Annotated in this window: 18 protein-coding genes; 15 read left to right on the plus strand and 3 right to left on the minus strand. The window is 66.6% G+C overall.

All coding sequences use genetic code 11. From position 1 onward, the window contains the following. Nucleotides 1–3 precede the first annotated feature (3 nt). The 13 genes from ppa (at nucleotide 4) to BPET_RS10570 (ending at nucleotide 10,789) form a co-directional block, all read left to right on the plus strand. The gene (gene ppa, locus BPET_RS10510; protein WP_012248985.1) at nucleotides 4–534 is read left to right on the plus strand and encodes an inorganic diphosphatase; all 531 of its coding nucleotides are present in this window, start codon (nucleotides 4–6) and stop codon (nucleotides 532–534) included. A 238-nt stretch (nucleotides 535–772) separates the two neighbouring features. Further along, the gene (locus BPET_RS10515; protein WP_012248986.1) at nucleotides 773–1,468 is read left to right on the plus strand and encodes a fumarylacetoacetate hydrolase family protein; all 696 of its coding nucleotides are present in this window, start codon (nucleotides 773–775) and stop codon (nucleotides 1,466–1,468) included. Nucleotides 1,469–1,495: 27 nt separating this feature from the next. Further along, a complete protein-coding gene (locus tag BPET_RS10520; protein WP_012248987.1) occupies nucleotides 1,496–1,627 on the plus strand; it encodes an entericidin A/B family lipoprotein in 132 nt (43 codons plus the stop codon). A gap of 179 nt (nucleotides 1,628–1,806) precedes the next feature. After that, nucleotides 1,807–2,064, plus strand: coding sequence for a hypothetical protein (locus tag BPET_RS10525; protein WP_012248988.1), 258 nt, complete (start codon nucleotides 1,807–1,809; stop codon nucleotides 2,062–2,064). Next, nucleotides 2,061–3,479, plus strand: coding sequence for a hypothetical protein (locus tag BPET_RS10530; protein ID WP_012248989.1), 1,419 nt, complete (start codon nucleotides 2,061–2,063; stop codon nucleotides 3,477–3,479). Before BPET_RS10525 ends, BPET_RS10530 begins: the two co-directional genes overlap by 4 nt. Then, nucleotides 3,476–4,108: a hypothetical protein gene (locus BPET_RS10535; protein ID WP_012248990.1), complete on the plus strand. Its 633-nt coding sequence runs from the start codon at nucleotides 3,476–3,478 to the stop codon at nucleotides 4,106–4,108. Before BPET_RS10530 ends, BPET_RS10535 begins: the two co-directional genes overlap by 4 nt. Nucleotides 4,109–4,111: 3 nt before the next feature. After that, complete coding sequence (locus BPET_RS25480) at nucleotides 4,112–4,819, plus strand: hypothetical protein (RefSeq protein ID WP_012248991.1); 708 nt, start codon at nucleotides 4,112–4,114, stop codon at nucleotides 4,817–4,819. Next, nucleotides 4,816–5,661, plus strand: coding sequence for a Flp pilus assembly protein CpaB (cpaB, locus tag BPET_RS10545; protein WP_012248992.1), 846 nt, complete (start codon nucleotides 4,816–4,818; stop codon nucleotides 5,659–5,661). Before BPET_RS25480 ends, cpaB begins: the two co-directional genes overlap by 4 nt. Beyond that, nucleotides 5,658–7,034: a type II and III secretion system protein family protein gene (locus BPET_RS10550; RefSeq protein ID WP_012248993.1), complete on the plus strand. Its 1,377-nt coding sequence runs from the start codon at nucleotides 5,658–5,660 to the stop codon at nucleotides 7,032–7,034. Before cpaB ends, BPET_RS10550 begins: the two co-directional genes overlap by 4 nt. Further along, on the plus strand, nucleotides 7,031–8,689 hold the full coding sequence (locus tag BPET_RS10555) for an ATPase, T2SS/T4P/T4SS family (protein WP_081482997.1): 1,659 nt from the start codon (nucleotides 7,031–7,033) through the stop codon (nucleotides 8,687–8,689). The genes BPET_RS10550 and BPET_RS10555 overlap by 4 nt, the downstream gene beginning before the upstream one ends. Then, on the plus strand, nucleotides 8,686–9,531 hold the full coding sequence (locus BPET_RS10560; RefSeq protein ID WP_012248995.1) for a type II secretion system F family protein: 846 nt from the start codon (nucleotides 8,686–8,688) through the stop codon (nucleotides 9,529–9,531). The genes BPET_RS10555 and BPET_RS10560 overlap by 4 nt, the downstream gene beginning before the upstream one ends. Nucleotides 9,532–9,539: 8 nt before the next feature. Further along, nucleotides 9,540–10,412 carry a type II secretion system F family protein gene (locus BPET_RS10565; protein WP_012248996.1) on the plus strand — a complete coding sequence of 291 codons (873 nt, stop codon included), beginning with the start codon at nucleotides 9,540–9,542 and terminating at the stop codon, nucleotides 10,410–10,412. After that, the gene (locus BPET_RS10570; RefSeq protein ID WP_050978227.1) at nucleotides 10,409–10,789 is read left to right on the plus strand and encodes a DUF192 domain-containing protein; all 381 of its coding nucleotides are present in this window, start codon (nucleotides 10,409–10,411) and stop codon (nucleotides 10,787–10,789) included. Before BPET_RS10565 ends, BPET_RS10570 begins: the two co-directional genes overlap by 4 nt. Here the strand turns inward: BPET_RS10570 and BPET_RS10575 are convergent. Further along, complete coding sequence (locus BPET_RS10575; protein WP_041863792.1) at nucleotides 10,786–11,631, minus strand: class I SAM-dependent methyltransferase; 846 nt, start codon at nucleotides 11,629–11,631, stop codon at nucleotides 10,786–10,788. The two genes, BPET_RS10570 and BPET_RS10575, sit on opposite strands and share 4 nt — an antisense overlap. A 114-nt stretch (nucleotides 11,632–11,745) precedes the next feature. Beyond that, on the minus strand, nucleotides 11,746–12,360 hold the full coding sequence (locus tag BPET_RS10580) for a DUF2239 family protein (protein ID WP_012248999.1): 615 nt from the start codon (nucleotides 12,358–12,360) through the stop codon (nucleotides 11,746–11,748). Between the two features lie 166 nt (nucleotides 12,361–12,526). Here BPET_RS10580 and guaB point away from each other — a divergent pair, with 166 nt between their 5' ends. Together guaB and guaA are read left to right on the plus strand one after the other, a co-directional pair. Continuing rightward, nucleotides 12,527–13,987, plus strand: a complete 1,461-nt coding sequence (guaB, locus tag BPET_RS10585; protein ID WP_012249000.1) for an IMP dehydrogenase — start codon at nucleotides 12,527–12,529, stop codon at nucleotides 13,985–13,987. A gap of 96 nt (nucleotides 13,988–14,083) precedes the next feature. Next, entirely contained in the window at nucleotides 14,084–15,679 is a 1,596-nt protein-coding gene (guaA, locus tag BPET_RS10590) for a glutamine-hydrolyzing GMP synthase (RefSeq protein ID WP_012249001.1), read from the plus strand. A gap of 181 nt (nucleotides 15,680–15,860) precedes the next feature. Here the strand turns inward: guaA and BPET_RS25960 are convergent, their stop codons facing one another. After that, nucleotides 15,861–16,277, minus strand: coding sequence for a CopD family protein (locus tag BPET_RS25960; RefSeq protein WP_231852677.1), 417 nt, complete (start codon nucleotides 16,275–16,277; stop codon nucleotides 15,861–15,863). Nucleotides 16,278–16,279: the final 2 nt, after the last annotated feature.

Genomic DNA, 16,279 nt, shown 5'->3' on the forward strand with positions numbered 1-16,279 from the left:
ACCATGAGCCTCGATCGCGTGTCTTCCGGCAAGCAACTGCCGGAAGATTTCAATGTCATCATCGAAATCCCCATGAATGCCGATCCGGTGAAGTACGAGGTCGACAAAGACACCGGCGCCGTGTTCGTCGATCGTTTCATGCTCACCGCCATGCACTATCCGTGCAACTACGGCTACATTCCCCAAACCTTGTCCGATGACGGCGACCCGGCCGACGTGCTGGTCGTCACGCCGTTTCCCATCCAGGTCGGCGCTGTCGTGCGCTGCCGCGCCCTGGGCGTGCTCGAAATGGACGACGAAGCGGGCGGCGACGCCAAGCTGCTGGCCGTGCCCGTCGACAAGCTGTATCCCCCTTACCGCCACATCAAGTCGTACGAAGACCTGCCCGCCGAAGACATCGGCCGCATCCAGCATTTCTTCGAACACTACAAAGACCTCGAAAAGGGCAAGTGGGTGAAGGTCAAGGGCTGGAAGGGCGTGCAAGCCGCCCAGGAAGAAATCGTGCGCAGCGCCGAGCGCTACAGCAAGTCGTAAACGGCTGGCACCTTCCTGACCATCAGGCCGCGATGCGCATGGCGTGTATCGCGGCCTGATGCTTTATGCGATGGCCAAGTCGGCATAGCCCGGCGCCAATGGCCGGTGCGGCTCCGGCGGGCCGCCCGGTGGCGCTGGGTGCGACGCAGGCGTGGCCAGCGCAAAAAAGGGATAAACTCGCGCATTGAATTCCACTGCGCCGGCCATGCCGGCACGCGTTCAACAAGGTCAAGCAAACATGGACTACGTTTTTCCCCCGTCGCCGCCCGTTGGGCTGCCTGTGGCTGGAAGCAGCACGCTGTTCCCCGCGCGCCGTGTGTACTGCGTGGGGCGCAACTACGCCGAGCACGCCAAGGAAATGGGCTTCACCGGCCGTGAAGATCCCTTCTTCTTCTGCAAGCCGGCCGACGCCATCGTGCCGGTAGCCGACGGCCAGACCGGCAGCATTCCGTACCCCTCGAAGACCAGCAACCTGCACTACGAAATGGAGCTTGTCGTCGTGCTGGGCAAGGGCGGCAAAGACATTCCGGTCGAGCAGGCCACCGATTGCATCTGGGGCTACGCGCTGGGTCTGGACATGACCCGCCGCGACCTGCAGGGCGAAGCCAAGAAACAGGGCCGCCCGTGGGAAGTTGGCAAGGCGTTCGATTTTTCCGCGCCGCTGGGCCCCATTCATCCGCGCAGCAAGGTGGGCACGCTCGAACGCGGCGCCATCTGGCTCGAGGTCAACGGCCAGCGCAAGCAGTCCAGCGATATCTCGCAAATGATCTGGAACATATCCGAGAGCATCTCGTACCTGTCGGGGCTGTTCGAGCTGAAGGCGGGCGACCTGATCTTCACCGGCACCCCCGAAGGCGTGGGCGCGGTGGTGCAGGGCGATGTCATGACCGGCGGCGTCGAAGGGCTGGGCGAACTGCGCGTGCGCGTCGCCTGATCATCGAACTTTCCAGGAGCAACAGTCATGCGTGGACGAGTCATGCTGATGGCACTGATCGTTTTTGGTGTCGTGCTGCAAGGCTGCAATACCATGGCAGGCATGGGTAAAGACATGTCCCAGGCGGGGCACGCCATTACCACTGCCGCTGAAAAATAAGGCCTGACGGCCTGCAACAAAAAACGGCCCCGATCGGGGCCGTTTTTTGTTGGCGCGGCGCCATGACAGTTAGCGCGCGCCGGCTGGCGAGAGTATTTCGCCTACCTCGGTATCCGCGAATAGCCGGTGCGTCGGCATCGTTTCAGACTACAGCCTCTGTTCACAGCAAGGGGGCTGACATGGTCCGAAGCGTTACCCGCCAACGCGGGCAAGGAATGACGGAGTACATCATCGTGGTGGCGCTGATCGCCGTGGCGGCCATCGCGGTTTATCAGCTATTTGGCCAGGTCGTGCGTTCGCAGACCGCGGCCATGGCGCGCGAGCTGGCCGGTGAAGACGGCACCAGCGAAGCGCGCGCCGCGCAGTCGGCGGCCGGCAAGGCGGCGGCGCAGACCAAGGCACGCACGCTCAAGTCGTTCACGGGCAATGCCAAATGATGTACCTGGCGCGGCGCTGGCGGTGTGCGGCGACCGGGTCCGGGCAGGGCGGGCAAGCCTTGCCCATCGCGCTGGCCTTGGCCACGATCGGCGGGCTGGGCTTGGTGGCCTTGTATAACGTCGGCCAGACCGCCGCCGCGCGCGTGCGTCTTACCCACGCTGCCGACGCCGCGGCCTACAGTGGCGCGCTGCAGCAAGCACGCGCGCTCAACCTGCTGGCCTACATCAATCGCGCGCAGGTGGCGCACCAGGTGGCTATGGCGCATCTGGTCACGCTGGCGTCCTGGGCGCAGTTCGGCCAGGCGCAGTCCGGGCAGCGCACGCGCGGCAATCCGCCCGCGCCGCTTATCGGCGCCCTGTTCGGCACCGCGCTGGGCGCCGCGTATGCGCGCGCAGTCGCCACAGGCGGCGCCGTGCCCGAGCTAGCCGGCGCGTTCCAGCAGCACGACCAGGCTGTGCACCAGGTGCTGCAGCAGGCATCGGCAAGCGTGGTCTCTGGTATGCACGAGGCCCGTCGGCAAGCCATGCTGCGCGTGCTGTACGCGAATTACCCCGAGCACTATCCCGCCTACGACGGCAATCCTGTCGTGCAAGGCGGGCCGTTACTGCTGCGCGCCTCTGCCGATCAGGCCGCGAGCGCCATACAATGGCATGCGGGCAACAGCCCGACCCACTTGCGGGGCATGGTCGAGCTGGCGGCGGCCCGCTACGATTTTCTCCGCCCACGTACCCTCACGCGCCGCAGCAACTGGATCGTGCACCGCAGTTGTCCCACGCTGCGCCACGAACTGCGGCGGCGCGGCGGCACCTGGCTGGACAACGATGGTCAGTGGGGGGCGCGCGATACGCTTTCGTACCACGCGCTGCGTTCCAATCGCTGGATCGGCTGCTATTACCGTGAATACGCCATGGGCTGGGGGCAGGGCGGGCAGCGGGCCTTGGCCGGCGACGAGTTCATCGAAAAGCCCCCGCAAGATTTCTCGCAGCAAGACTTCTGGCGCTGGGTGCACGAACACACCTCCTGGAACATCTTTTCGGGCCAGGACAACCCCATGGCCAACTCCTATGCGGTGGCGGGGGCGGCGCGCTGGTCCAGCCGCGGGCTGCCGTTTTATCACGAGCTCGATGCGCAAGCGGCGGGTCAGCCTCAGGGTTTTGCCATTCAGGTCAGCCAGATGGCCGACACGCTATCCACTACCGATGCGGCCAGCCACCTGGCCGCACCTCGCGGGCGCTATGCCTACGCCGGTTTGCGAGCCGAAGAAGCCGTTACCGTCACCAGCGCCGCCGAAGCCTACTTCGCGCCACCTGCTTCCATTGCCGGGCGCACCGAGTTCGCGGGCCTGTTCCGGCCTTACTGGCAGGCCCGACTGCGGCCCGTCGCGCCGGGTACCTCGTTCGGAGACCTGCCATGAAGTTCTTGCGCCATTATGGCGCCATGCGTGGCCAGGCCAGCATCGAAGCCATCCTGGCATTGGCCTTGCTGGCCCTGTTCATGCACGGTCTGGCCACGGTCGGGGCACTGCAAATGCGTGGCCTGCACGCGGCGCAACTCAGCCGCCACGCCGCGTTCGCGGCAGCCCGCGGGCAACGCGAACTTCCGCACTGGAACGGCGCCACGATCTCCGCCATGCATGCGCGCCACACCGACGCCGGTCTGCTGGCGGGCGATGCCCAGGCGGCCGGCCTGGCGCGAGACTGGTTGCGCACTGGCACGCATCTGCGCGTGGCGCAAGCCCGCGTGCACGCCGAACCCCGCCCGGTGTTCGTGCGGCGCGACGAGCCGTCGGCACTGTTGCCAATGCAGCGGCAAACCGTGCTTGCCGAAAACGCCGGCCACGCGCATGGCGAAGCCGCCACGGTGCAGCGTCTTGCGCTGTCGTCTCCAGGGTGGTCTGCCGCCGCGCAACGATCCCAAGCCGCCGCGCAGGCGTTACAGCGCCGCATGCAGCAGGTCGATGCGCCTTGGGGGCGCGGCCGCTGGTCTGTCGATTGGCTGGGGGCATGGGCTGACCTGACCCCGTCCGCGCCAAGGGAGCGCTGAGGCATGGGCGCGCCTGTGCTGCAGCGATCGCGTCCGGCATGGTGTCACGCGCGCTGGGGGCTGGCCACGGCGGCATGCGTGTCCATGATTGTCGCGGCACATGCCGGCCAGCAGCCCGCCCCCGTCCGCCTGCCGCTGCCGCCGGGCAGCACCCAGGCTTCCTTGGGGTTCGGTATGCGCCTGTACGGCATGCCGGCCGATATCCGCGTGATCGAGATCCCCATGCCCGTGGCGCAGGCTGCGCCCGCGCTCGCCCGGCACCTTCCGGTGCTGTCCGACCTCGGGGTTCATCCCGGATTCGCGATCCTGTCCGGGCAATCCGCGGGCCAGTTGTGGCTGGCCGTGCTCGAACCCGCAGGGCCGCAGCGCGCGCGCGGCAGTATCGCGGTGCTGAATGCCCCGGCAAGGCACGAGGCTTTGCTGCGGGCCAAACCTACCTGGCTGCCGGCCGGCGCGCATTTGCACCTGGATTTCAGCGATGCCGACCATGGCGCGCGCACCATTCATCAGGTCTGGACCATGGCCTTGCCCCGGGCGGCGGCGGCCCGTGTCATCGCCGAGCGCCTGCGGCAAGACGGCTGGCATCCCGACCCGAGCCACGACGCCGCCAGCCGCTGGATGCGCGGCGCGGCATCGCTGGACATCGTCATCGTCGCCGTCGACGGCGGCAGCGGCATTCTGCTGCAGCAGCACGAAAAGGTTCGGCCATGACATTTTCATTTTCCCCGCTGCTGACGCGGTTGCGCGCGTTGGGCGTCTATGGCTTTGCGTTGGCCGCGGGCCTGCTCGCCGCCTGGGCGGCGCGCGAGCACATTCAGGCGCGCGTGCGTGAAATCGAGCGCGAAGCCGAAGTGCTTGCCGTCGACAAGCTCGTTGTCGCCACCGATCTGCCGGCCGGAACTCGGCTGCAGGCGGGGCACCTGGCGGTACGCGATATTCCTGTGCCGTGGGTCGCCAGCGGCTCGTTCGATCCCGAGGCGGCCGACCAGGTCATCGGCGCCGTGCTGGCCGCCGACCTCAGGCAGGGCGATGCCTTGCTCGATGTCCATCTGGCGCCGGCCGTCGCGGCTCCTGCGTTGTCCGAGCTCGTGCCGGCGGGCCGGCGCGCGGTGACGCTGCCGGCCGAAGAAATCAACGCGGCGGCGGGCCTGCTGCGAGCGGGCGACCTCATCGATCTCTATGTGTCCTTCGCGCATCGCGGCCAGCACTTGACGGCGCCGCTGATGCAGGGCGTGCGCGTGCTGGCCATGGAATCCGGCGCCGACGCTGCGCCCTCCATCACGCTGGACGCCTCGGCGCAAGACGCCATCAAGCTGGTGGCTGCCCGGCACGGCGGTACCCTGACCGCCATGTTGCGCCATCGAGGCGATGGCGCGGCTCCGCCCGTAACCGCGTCGGGCGATCTTGCAGCGCTGATGGGCATCGATGCCCGCGAGGCCGGCCCCCGCACGGCCGTGCCTGTCCTGTATGGCGACCGGCTCGATGCCGGTCCGACGGCGCAGGCTCTCGAGGGCGGCAGCGACATGCGCGCATCAGACCCGGAGGCGCCATGATGCTGTCTCGCCTGTGGGCCTGGGGGCTGGGCCTAGTCCTGCTGACAATGGCCAGGCCGGCTGTCGCCGTCGAGCCCGTCGTGCTCACGCTCGAAGTCGGGCAGACCCGCGTGTTGCGCCATGCCGAGGTCACGCGAGTGGCAGTGGGCAATGGCCAGGTGGTCAGCGCGGTGTCGGTCGATGGCCGCGAGGTCGTGCTGTTCGCCCGCCAGGAGGGCGCGTCGTCGGTGCACGTCTGGGCGCCCCGCGGCGTGGCGGCAGCTTACGAAGTGCAAGTGCGGCCTGCCGGCTGGGCGCTCATCCAGGAAGAAGTCCAGACGCTGCTGCGCCACATTCCCAATGTGCGCAGCAGCGTGGTGGGCGGCAATGTGGTGCTCGAGGGCGACGACCTCGCCGATGACGACCGCGCGCGCGTGGCGGCGCTGGCGCAACGCTACCCGCGCATTCTGGACTTCACCGGCCAGGTCGGCTGGGACAACATGGTGCTGCTCGACGTGCAGGTCGTAGAAATACCTAGCGCGCGCTTGCGCGAATTCGGCCTGCAATGGGATGCCCTGTCGCAAGGAGGCCTGCATGCCGGTGGCGTCTGGCAGCCCGGGTCCAGCCTGCAGCTGGCCGATGCGGCACAGCCGCCCGCGCTATCCATGCAAGGCATGGGGGCAGCTGGATACTTCGGGGTCAACGCGCTGCTCTCAGCGCGGCTGGCGGCGCTGGCCCAGCGCGGCGAAGCCGTGATGCTGGCGCAGCCGCAATTGTTGGCGCGCAGCGGCACCACGGCGTCGTTCCTGGCCGGCGGCGAAGTGCCCTACAGCACGACAGACGCGCAAGGCAACAGCTCTACCGAGTTCAAGCCCTATGGCGTGTCGCTGAACATTACGCCGCGCATCGACCGCAACGGGGCCATTCGTTCTCGCATCGAAGTCGAGGCCAGCTCGATCGATACCTCGCTCAGCGTGGCGGGCGGGCCGGCGCTGCGCACCCGCCGCGCCGTTACCGAGTTCAACGTGCGTTCCGGCCAGACCCTGGTGCTGGGCGGTTTCTTGTCCCGCGAACGTTCGCACGAACGCAGCGGCCTGCCTGTATTGCAAGACATCCCGTTATTGGGGGCGCTGTTTTCATCACGCCGCGACCAGCACAAAGAAACCGAACTGGCCATATTCGTGACACCACGTATCGTGTCGCAAGACCATGCCGAACTGGCCTTGCGCGTACAGCGCGGCCGCCATGTGTTGCAGCAGGCCTTTCCCGCCTCTCCCGCCCTGGGTACCGCGGCCCCGGGGCCAGGCGCCCCTGACTGGAGCGCCTACATGGGGCCCGGCTCGCAATGGCGCGGGGCTGCAGGGGATGCAACCGTTCACCGCACTTTCCAATGACTATGCTCGATATCTCCATGACCTTCGAAGACGGGCAGCAGCGCACAATTCGTGTCCAGGCTCCCGTGCTGATCGGCCGCGCCGCGCAATGCGGCTTGCGCATTGCCAACTGGCGCGTGGCCCGAAGCCATGCGCGGCTGGTGCCACACGACCAGGCACTTGAACTCGAAGACCTCGGCTCTTTGGGCGGCACGTTCGTCAACGGGCAACGCATTACCGTGCACCGGCCCGTCCTGCCTGACGACGACATCCTGGTCGGACCATGCCGCATGCGGGTGCGCCACGCGGCCGAGCCCGTGGCTGTGGCTGAAAATGAGCCCGTCCGCGACATGCCTTTGCCGGCCACCCCTGACAACGAACCCCAGGTCGAATCCGTCATCCCGGTGTTGGATGCGCTGGCCCTGCTGCCGCATCGCCGCCGCCTGCATGCGGCCTTGCTGCAGGCCCTGGACCTGCGCCGGCGCGATGTGGCAGGCATGAGCGACACCTTGCTGCGCAACGAGGCGCAGCGTCTGCTCGACGGCATTGCCGCCGCCGACACCGGCATCCCGGATCAGGTCGACCGATCCATTCTGTGCCGCGATGTGCTGGACGAAGCCGTGGGGCTGGGGCCGCTCGAGCCGTTGCTGGCCGACGCGGGCATCAGCGAAATCATGGTCAACCGCCACGACGAGATCTACATCGAGCGCGCGGGCCGTCTATGGCGTCACGACGCCGCGTTCAGCAGCGAGCAGTCGGTGCGTTGGGTCATCGAGCGCATCGTGGCACCGCTGGGGCGGCGTATCGACGAAAGCGCGCCCATGGTCGATGCTCGCTTGCCAGACGGGTCGCGCGTCAATGCGATCATTCCGCCGGTCGCGCTGAAAGGCGCGAGCCTGACGATACGCAAGTTTCCGGCCCGGCGTCCGCGCATGGCCGACCTGGTGCAGTCCGGCTCCATCGATGCCGCGATGGCCGAATTCTTGTATTTGTGCGTGCGCAGCCGCAAGAACGTCGTCGTGTCCGGCGGCACCGGCTCGGGCAAGACAACCTTGCTCAATATACTGTCCAACGCCATTCCCGAGGGCGAGCGCATCGTCACTATCGAAGACGCCGCCGAACTGCGGCTCGACCATGCTCATCTGGTCGCTCTCGAGGCGCGCCCCGCCAATCTCGAAAACCGTGGCCGCATCGATATTCGCGACCTGGTGCGCAACGCCTTGCGCATGCGCCCCGACCGTATCGTCGTGGGCGAGTGCCGCGGCGCCGAAGCCTTCGACATGCTTACCGCCATGAACACCGGCCACGAAGGTTCGCTGACCACGCTGCATGCCAATTCGCCGCGCGATGCACTAGGACGGCTGGAAGCCATGGTGCTGATGGCTGGCATGGACTTGCCGCTGGGCGTCGTGCGTGAACACATCGGCGCCAGCATCGACATCATCGTGCAGCAGGCGCGCCTGCCCGATGGCCGCCGCGTGGCGACCTCCATCGTCGAGATCACTGGCCTGGAAAGCGGCCGCATCCAGTTGCAGGAACTGTTCCGCTACCAGCCCGGCGCCGGCTTCCAGGGGTGCGGTCTGCTGCCCAGCTTCGCGGACGACTGGCGCGCGGCCGGCATCGCGTTCGACGCCGGATTGTTCTGTGGCAGCGCGGGCAGGGGTCTGGCGCCATGATCTGGCTGGCCATTGCCATGTCCACCGCGTGCGTGGCATTGCTGGCCTGGCGGGCCCAGGCCTGGTTCGGCCCGGCCTTGCAGCGCTATCGCCAGGTGTATACGCAAGAGGCTGGCATCAAGCTCAGTGAAGTCTTCCTGTTCATCGACCCGGCGCAATTGTGGCTGGGCGCCATGCTGCTGGCGGGAGTGGCCGGGCTGGCTGCGTTCGCCGCCAGTGGCAGCGCCATGTTGGGCGGGCTGGCGGCCGTGCTGGCCGCGAGGTTGCCCCGGCACGTGGTCGCGCGGCTGCGCGGGCGCCGCCTGGCGCGATTCGAGCAGCAACTGCCGGGGGCGCTGCTGGCCCTTGCATCCGCCTTGCGCGCGGGGGTGGGGGTCTCGACCGCGCTGCGCCACATCGTCGACCACAGCGAGCCGCCGCTGGCCCAGGAATTTGGCTTGATGCTGCGCGAGCAGCGGCTGGGCGTTTCGTTCGATGCCGCGCTCGCGCGTCTCAGCCAGCGCGTGCCCTCGGAAGCCTCGGCCCTGGTGGCCGCCGCGCTGCGCGTGGCTACGCATACGGGCGGCAATCTGGCTGAAACGCTCGACGGCATCGCCCGCACGCTGCGCGAACGCCTGCAGTTGCAGGGCAAGGTGCGGGCGCTTACCGCGCAGGGACGCCTGCAGGCCTGGATAGTGGGGGCCTTGCCATTGCTGCTGGCGGCCGTGCTCGACCGCATGGAACCCGACGCCATGGCGATACTGTGGCACACGCCGCTCGGGTGGGCGGTGCTCGCCGTCGTGGCCGGGCTGGAAACGGCCGGGGTGCTGCTGATCCGGCGCATTGTCGACATCGACATCTGAAGGCCGCCATGTTGTCAGCACTTGCCATCACTCTGGCCGGCGCGGGCGGGGCCGTGGCGGCCTGGCTGCTGCTGCGGCCGGCGCTGGCCGTGCGCATGCCACCCGATGCCTCGGCCCCCATGTCCTGGGGCTGGCGCCTGTGCTGGCCATGGCTGTCCGCCGGAGCCGTGGTGTGCGGGCCATTGCTGTCCTGGCGCCTGCGCGACGCGCTGGCGCACAGGCTGGCCCAGACGGGCCTGCCGCCCGCGGTGACGGCCGCGCATGCCGCAGCCGCGGTGGCTGGCGCGGCGGCGTGCGGCGCATTCCTGGCCGGCGGGCTGGCATGGTGGCTGGGCACGGCTGTCGCGTGGCCTGCCGCCGGACTGGCCGGGGCCTTGTTCATGGGCGGCTGGCCCGTCGCGTGGGCGAGCCGCCGCATCGGCCGGCGACGCCAGCGCATCGGACGCGAGCTGCCGTTCGTGCTTGACATGATGACCCTGTGCATCGAATCAGGCCTGGGCCTGCATGGCGCGCTGCAGCAGGCCGCGCAGCATGGCCCGCCGGGGCCGTTGCGGCAAGAGCTGCACCATGCACTGGCGGACATGCGCGCCGGCATGCCACGCGCCGCGGCCCTGAAGGCCTTGGCCGATCGCGCCGACAGCCCGGCCGTGCGCAGCTGGATCGCCGCGCTGACCCAGGCCGACAGCCTGGGCATGAGCCTGGGCGCGGTATTGCGCGGGCATGCTGCGCAGTGCCGCACCGATCGCTTCCAGCGCGCCGAAAAGCTGGCCATGGAAGCGCCCGTGAAGATGCTGCTGCCGCTGATCGGCTGCATATTCCCGTGCACCTTCATCGTGCTGGCCTTTCCCATCGCGGTGCAGTTATGGCAGGCGGCCCAATGAACGGCCGTCGCTGTCGCCGTCGCTGCGCGGCGCCTGGACGCATCCGCCTGGTGCGGGCGCAAGGCGCGCTGGGCCGGTTGCGTGGCTTGCTGTGCCGGGCGCGACCGCCCGGCCCGCGCACGGGGCTGTTGCTGTCGCCCTGCTGGGCGGTACACACCATAGGCATGCGCTACGCCATCGATGTGGCATTCATCGATGCCCGCGGCCGCGTGCTGCGGCTGGCGCGCAAGGTGCCGCCCGGGCGGCTGGTGGCTTGCCGGGGCGCGGCCGCGGTCGTAGAGCTGGCGCCCGATGATGCCGATACCTGCCTGCGTCGCAGGCGGCGCGTGCAAGCGGCGCTTTGCCAGCTACGGGCAAGCCGCGGCCGGGTGGGCTAGGGTTGCGGGGTACCGGCTGCCGGCACGAAAAAACGCTCGCGTAGCGCTTGCAGCCCGATACGCTCCAGTATCTCGTTCAAGCGCTCGGCGGGCTTGCGGCGGGGCAGATTCTTGTACTGGGCGATGATCAGTTCGTTCTTCATCGAGTGTTCCCAGCCCACCAGTTCGGTCACGCTGACCTGGTAGCCGTGCGCTTCCAGCTGCAGGCAGCGCAGCACGTTGGTGATCTGGCTGCCGAATTCCCGCGTATGCAAGGGGTGGCGCCATATCTCGGCCAGCGGATCGGCCAGCGCGCGCGCCTTGTTCTGCCGCAACACAGCGGCCACTTCGGCCTGGCAACAGGGCACTACCACGATGTACTTGGCCCGTTTTTCCAGCGCGAAGCGGATCGCGTCGTCGGTGGCGGTATTGCAGGCATGCAGCGCCGTTACGACATCAACCCGCTCAGGCAGGCTGGCCGAAGTAATCGACTCGGCCACCGACAGGTTCAGGAACGACATGCCGGCAAAACCCAGGCGCGCCGCCAGTGCCTGTGACGAGGCCACCAGTTCGGGGCGGGTCTCGATGCCGTACACGTGCGACTGGTCTTGCAGGGCCTTGAAGTACAAGTCGTACAGGATGAACCCCAGGTACGACTTGCCCGCGCCGTGATCCACCAGCGTGACGGCGCCTTTCCCGGCTTTAACATCTTGCAGCAGCGGCTCGATGAACTGGAACAGGTGGTATACCTGCTTGAGCTTGCGGCGGCTGTCCTGGTTGAGCTTGCCGTCGCGCGTCAGGATGTGCAGTTCCTTCAACAGTTCGACGGATTGGCCGGGGCGGATTTCGGGGGCAGGGGACATCGGTGGCGGCGGGCCGCGCATGCGCGGCGCAAGCCAGAAGAAAGCGGAAAGCCTCAGATTTTACTGAAACCCATCTTTACCGAAACCCAGAGAGGCCGCCGCGGCCGTCATTGCTTATGCAGTTCGACCCGCGTCTGTGTCAAATGCCAGGCGCAAGGCATGGTTGCGCACGTCCAGGGGCCAGTTGGCCACGTGGTGCGCGAATCGCGGGGCATCGTCGGTGAACAAGGCCCGGGCCGCCTCTTCGAATCCGGGTAAATCGCCCGCAATGGACGACATGAACCGGTAGGCCGCTTCCTGGCGCTCGCGCCGCCGGCTTGCGCCCGTGTCGTTGTGGCGGGCTTCTTCGACCAGCTTGCGTAATGCCACGGACGCGCCGCCGGGCTGCCTGGCCAGCCATTCCCAGTGGCGCGGCAGCAGGGTTACCTCGCGCGATACAACTCCCAACCGGGGGCGCCCGCGCCCGCGAGGCGATGCTGCGTCGGCCTCGGCAGCATTTGCCGGGCTTTGGGGCGGCGCCAGGCGACCCATGATTTCCGCCTCGGAGCCGCGCAAGTCCACGTCAATCAATTGCCCGGTGGCGTCGCTGTAGATCAGGACGGGGCCTGCGGCATGGTTGTCGTGCGCCCGCCGCACAGCCAGGGCAACCTGGGGCAATTCGCCCGACGCGATGAGGCGATGGCCATCGAAGGCGGTGCACATGGGCGGGGCAGTGGTGGTGTTCTCCATAGAGCCTCCTTCTGCTTGGATGTTCGTATTATTTACCGGGTAAAAATTAAGATCAATATTACCCGGGTTAAATTTTGCAACCAGAATTTGGCGCCCCGCCTAGGTAGAAACACCTAGTAAAACGCCGCCAACCGCGTATAATCTTGCTTTGCGCCCGGAGTTCCCCATGCGTCTCGTACAAAAAGCGCTCACCTTCGACGATGTGTTGTTGGTGCCTGCGTACTCCGAGGTGTTGCCGCGCGACACCTCGCTGGTCACCCGCCTTACCCGCAACATCACCCTCAATATCCCGCTTGTGTCCGCCGCCATGGACACCGTCACCGAGTCGCGCCTGGCCATCGCCATGGCCCAAGAGGGTGGCATCGGGATCATCCACAAGAACCTCTCCGCCGACGAGCAAGCCAAGGAAGTGGCCCGCGTCAAGCGCCACGAATTCGGCATCGTCATCGACCCGGTTACCGTCACGCCCGACATGAAAGTGCGCGATGCCATCGCGCTGCAGCGGCAGCATGGCATTTCGGGCCTGCCGGTAGTGGAAGGCAAGAAGCTGGTGGGCATTGTCACCAACCGCGACCTGCGCTTCGAAGACCGCCTGGACCAGCCCCTGCGCAACATCATGACGCCGCAGGAACGCCTGGTCACCATGCAGGAAGGCGCCACGCTGGACGAAGCCCAGGCGCTGATGCACAAGCACCGCCTCGAGCGCGTGCTGATCGTCAACAACGCCTTCGAGCTGCGCGGCCTGGCTACCGTCAAAGACATCGTCAAGAACACCGAGCACCCGGTTGCCAACAAAGACGCCCAGGGCCAGTTGCGCGTAGGCGCGGCGGTGGGCGTGGGCGCCGGCACCGAAGAGCGCGTCGAGAAACTCGCGGCCGCGGGCGTTGACGTCATCATCGTCGACACCGCGCATGGCCATTCGGCCGGCGTGCTGGAACGCGTGCGCTGGGTCAAGCAGAACTATCCCAAGGTCGAAGTCATTGGCGGCAACATCGCCACCGCAGCTGCCGCACGCGCCCTGGTCGAGCATGGCGCCGACGGCGTCAAGGTGGGCATTGGCCCCGGCTCCATCTGCACCACCCGCATCGTGGCTGGCGTGGGCGTGCCGCAAATTACCGCCATCGCCGACGTGGCCAAGGCGCTGGAAGGCACCGGCGTGCCGCTGATCGCCGACGGCGGCATCCGCTATTCGGGCGACATCGCCAAGGCCCTGTCGGCCGGCGCCTTTGCCTGCATGATGGGCGGCATGTTCGCCGGCACCGAGGAAGCCCCCGGCGAAGTCGTGCTGTTCCAGGGGCGCTCGTACAAGTCGTATCGCGGCATGGGCAGCCTGGGCGCCATGTCCGACGGTTCGGCCGACCGCTACTTCCAGGATCCCGCCAACAACGCCGACAAGCTGGTGCCCGAAGGCATCGAAGGCCGCGTGCCGTACAAGGGCAGCGTGCTGGCCATCATTTACCAGCTGGTGGGCGGCATCCGGGCCTCCATGGGCTATTGCGGCTGCGCCACCATCGACGACATGCGCACCAAAACGCAGTTCGTCGAGATCACATCGGCGGGGGTGCGGGAATCCCATGTGCACGACGTGCAGATCACCAAGGAAGCCCCCAACTACCGCGCCGACTGATCCGGCACCGGCTGAGTACAATGCAATCCATCGCGCACCGGCAGAACCCCGCGGTTCTGGCCGGTGCGCTTTTATTTCCAAACCGGCAGAGTCTTCATGCACCACCAGCGCATTCTCATTCTTGACTACGGTTCGCAAGTTACCCAACTGATCGCCCGCCGCGTGCGCGAAGCCGGCGTGTATTCCGAGATCCATCCCGGCGACGTCGATGATGCCTTCGTGCGCGACCAGGCAGGGCAGGGGCTCAAGGGCATCATTCTGTCGGGCAGCCATGCGTCGGCCTATGCGGAAGATTCGCTGCGCGTGCCGGCCGCCGTGTTCGAACTGGGCGTGCCGGTGCTGGGCATTTGCTACGGCATGCAGTCGATGGCTCAGCAACTGGGCGGCACGGTAAGCTTTTCCGATCATCGCGAATTCGGCTATGCCGAGGTGCGCGCCCATGGCCATACCCGGCTGCTGGACGGCCTGGCCGACTTCACCACGCCCGAAGGCCACGGCATGCTGAAGGTGTGGATGAGCCACGGCGACAAGGTCACCGCGCTGCCGCCCGGCTTCAAGGTCATGGCCTCGACCCCGTCGTGCCCCATCGCCGGCATGGCCGACGAAACCCGCAATTTCTACGCGGTGCAATTCCACCCCGAAGTCACGCACACCGTGCAGGGCAAAGCCATGCTGGCCCGCTTCGTCAACGAGATCTGCGGCTGCCAGGGCGACTGGAACATGCCCGACTACGTGTCTGAAGCCGTGGCGCGCATTCGCGAACAGGTCGGCAGCGACGAAGTCATCCTGGGCCTGTCGGGCGGCGTGGACTCGTCCGTGGCCGCGGCCCTGATCCACAAGGCCATAGGCGACCAGCTGACCTGCGTGTTCGTCGACCATGGCCTGCTGCGCCTGGACGAAGGCAAGCAGGTAATGCAGACGTTCGCCGAGAACATGGGCGTGAAGATCATCCATGTCGACGCCACCGAACAGTTCATGGGCAAGCTGGCCGGCCAGGCCGACCCCGAAGCCAAGCGCAAGATCATCGGCCGCGAGTTCGTCGAGGTATTCCAGGCCGAAGCCGGCAAGCTGAAAAGCGCCAAGTGGCTGGCCCAGGGCACCATCTACCCCGATGTCATCGAATCGGCCGGCGCCAAGACCGGCAAGGCCACGTCGATCAAGTCGCACCATAACGTGGGCGGCCTGCCCGACACGCTGAACCTGCAACTGCTGGAACCCCTGCGCGAACTGTTCAAGGACGAAGTGCGCGAGCTGGGTGTGGCCCTGGGCCTGCCGCCGCAGATGGTGTATCGCCATCCGTTCCCCGGCCCCGGCCTGGGTGTGCGCATCCTGGGCGAGGTCAAGCAGGAATTCGCCGACCTGCTGCGCCGCGCCGATGCCATTTTCATCGACGAACTGCGCAGCACCATCGACGAAACCAGCGGCAAGAGCTGGTACGACCTGACCTCGCAGGCCTTCGCCGTGTTCCTGCCGGTAAAGTCAGTTGGCGTGATGGGCGATGGCCGCACGTATGAATACGTGGTGGCCCTGCGCGCGGTGCAGACCTTCGATTTCATGACCGCCGACTGGGCGCCGCTGCCGCATGCGCTGCTGGCCCGCGTATCGTCGCGCATCATCAACGAAGTGCGTGGCATCAATCGCGTGGTGTACGACGTGTCGAGCAAGCCGCCGGCGACGATTGAGTGGGAGTGATCCCGCGTCCGGCATAGACCGGCAATAAAGCGCATTAAAGCACTTATAAGCCCGCGTAACGGCGGGCTTTTTTGTGTTCGTGTCTGGCGTTCATGGTATTTCCGGGCAGGGTGGTGAATGCGCCATGTTGGCCGATACCAAGCCGAGGAACCTCAAGCCCAAGATCTTTACCTTCGGGGAGCTAGATCGGCTTAACAAACGCCAACACAGCTATGGTAAGCATCGCAATCACGATGCCAAGATCAGCGCCAGGAATTCTGCCCACAGCTGTTCCAGTCCGAATACAACGACGTATTCGGCCGGAACGAACCCCATGTAATGCCGAGAGCGCGAGAACGAAAACCAGCTTGACCATCAACCATCGTGATGACAGCCATCCTGCACTGAGCGCCAGCGATAACCCGAAGATCCAGGTCAATAACAATGCAGGTGTGGTGACAAGGCGATCAAAACGCAGCAGCGCGGCCAGCATCCCTATTTGTTCTTGCGGTGGAGACTGCGAGATGGCATTCACCATCCTTTCTTGCGCAAGCAAGCCACCTACCAGAAACACCACCGCTGTCACGTGCGCAGCCACCAAATAGGGATAGAGCACCATTA

Origin of the sequence: Bordetella petrii, from assembly GCF_000067205.1 — a bacterium.
Lineage (GTDB): Bacteria > Pseudomonadota > Gammaproteobacteria > Burkholderiales > Burkholderiaceae_B > Bordetella_A > Bordetella_A petrii.

Bases quoted from the DNA above. Each gene is read 5' to 3' on its own strand.
- ppa (WP_012248985.1), top strand. From the start codon at position 4: ATGAGCCTCGATCGCGTGTCTTCCGGCAAGCAACTGCCGGAAGATTTC.
- BPET_RS10515 (WP_012248986.1), top strand. From the start codon at position 773: ATGGACTACGTTTTTCCCCCGTCGCCGCCCGTTGGGCTGCCTGTGGCT.
- BPET_RS10520 (WP_012248987.1), top strand. From the start codon at position 1,496: ATGCGTGGACGAGTCATGCTGATGGCACTGATCGTTTTTGGTGTCGTG.
- BPET_RS10525 (WP_012248988.1), top strand. From the start codon at position 1,807: ATGGTCCGAAGCGTTACCCGCCAACGCGGGCAAGGAATGACGGAGTAC.
- BPET_RS10530 (WP_012248989.1), top strand. From the start codon at position 2,061: ATGATGTACCTGGCGCGGCGCTGGCGGTGTGCGGCGACCGGGTCCGGG.
- BPET_RS10535 (WP_012248990.1), top strand. From the start codon at position 3,476: ATGAAGTTCTTGCGCCATTATGGCGCCATGCGTGGCCAGGCCAGCATC.
- BPET_RS25480 (WP_012248991.1), top strand. From the start codon at position 4,112: ATGGGCGCGCCTGTGCTGCAGCGATCGCGTCCGGCATGGTGTCACGCG.
- cpaB (WP_012248992.1), top strand. From the start codon at position 4,816: ATGACATTTTCATTTTCCCCGCTGCTGACGCGGTTGCGCGCGTTGGGC.
- BPET_RS10550 (WP_012248993.1), top strand. From the start codon at position 5,658: ATGATGCTGTCTCGCCTGTGGGCCTGGGGGCTGGGCCTAGTCCTGCTG.
- BPET_RS10555 (WP_081482997.1), top strand. From the start codon at position 7,031: ATGACTATGCTCGATATCTCCATGACCTTCGAAGACGGGCAGCAGCGC.
- BPET_RS10560 (WP_012248995.1), top strand. From the start codon at position 8,686: ATGATCTGGCTGGCCATTGCCATGTCCACCGCGTGCGTGGCATTGCTG.
- BPET_RS10565 (WP_012248996.1), top strand. From the start codon at position 9,540: ATGTTGTCAGCACTTGCCATCACTCTGGCCGGCGCGGGCGGGGCCGTG.
- BPET_RS10570 (WP_050978227.1), top strand. From the start codon at position 10,409: ATGAACGGCCGTCGCTGTCGCCGTCGCTGCGCGGCGCCTGGACGCATC.
- BPET_RS10575 (WP_041863792.1), bottom strand. From the start codon at position 11,631: ATGTCCCCTGCCCCCGAAATCCGCCCCGGCCAATCCGTCGAACTGTTG.
- BPET_RS10580 (WP_012248999.1), bottom strand. From the start codon at position 12,360: ATGGAGAACACCACCACTGCCCCGCCCATGTGCACCGCCTTCGATGGC.
- guaB (WP_012249000.1), top strand. From the start codon at position 12,527: ATGCGTCTCGTACAAAAAGCGCTCACCTTCGACGATGTGTTGTTGGTG.
- guaA (WP_012249001.1), top strand. From the start codon at position 14,084: ATGCACCACCAGCGCATTCTCATTCTTGACTACGGTTCGCAAGTTACC.
- BPET_RS25960 (WP_231852677.1), bottom strand. From the start codon at position 16,277: ATGGTGCTCTATCCCTATTTGGTGGCTGCGCACGTGACAGCGGTGGTG.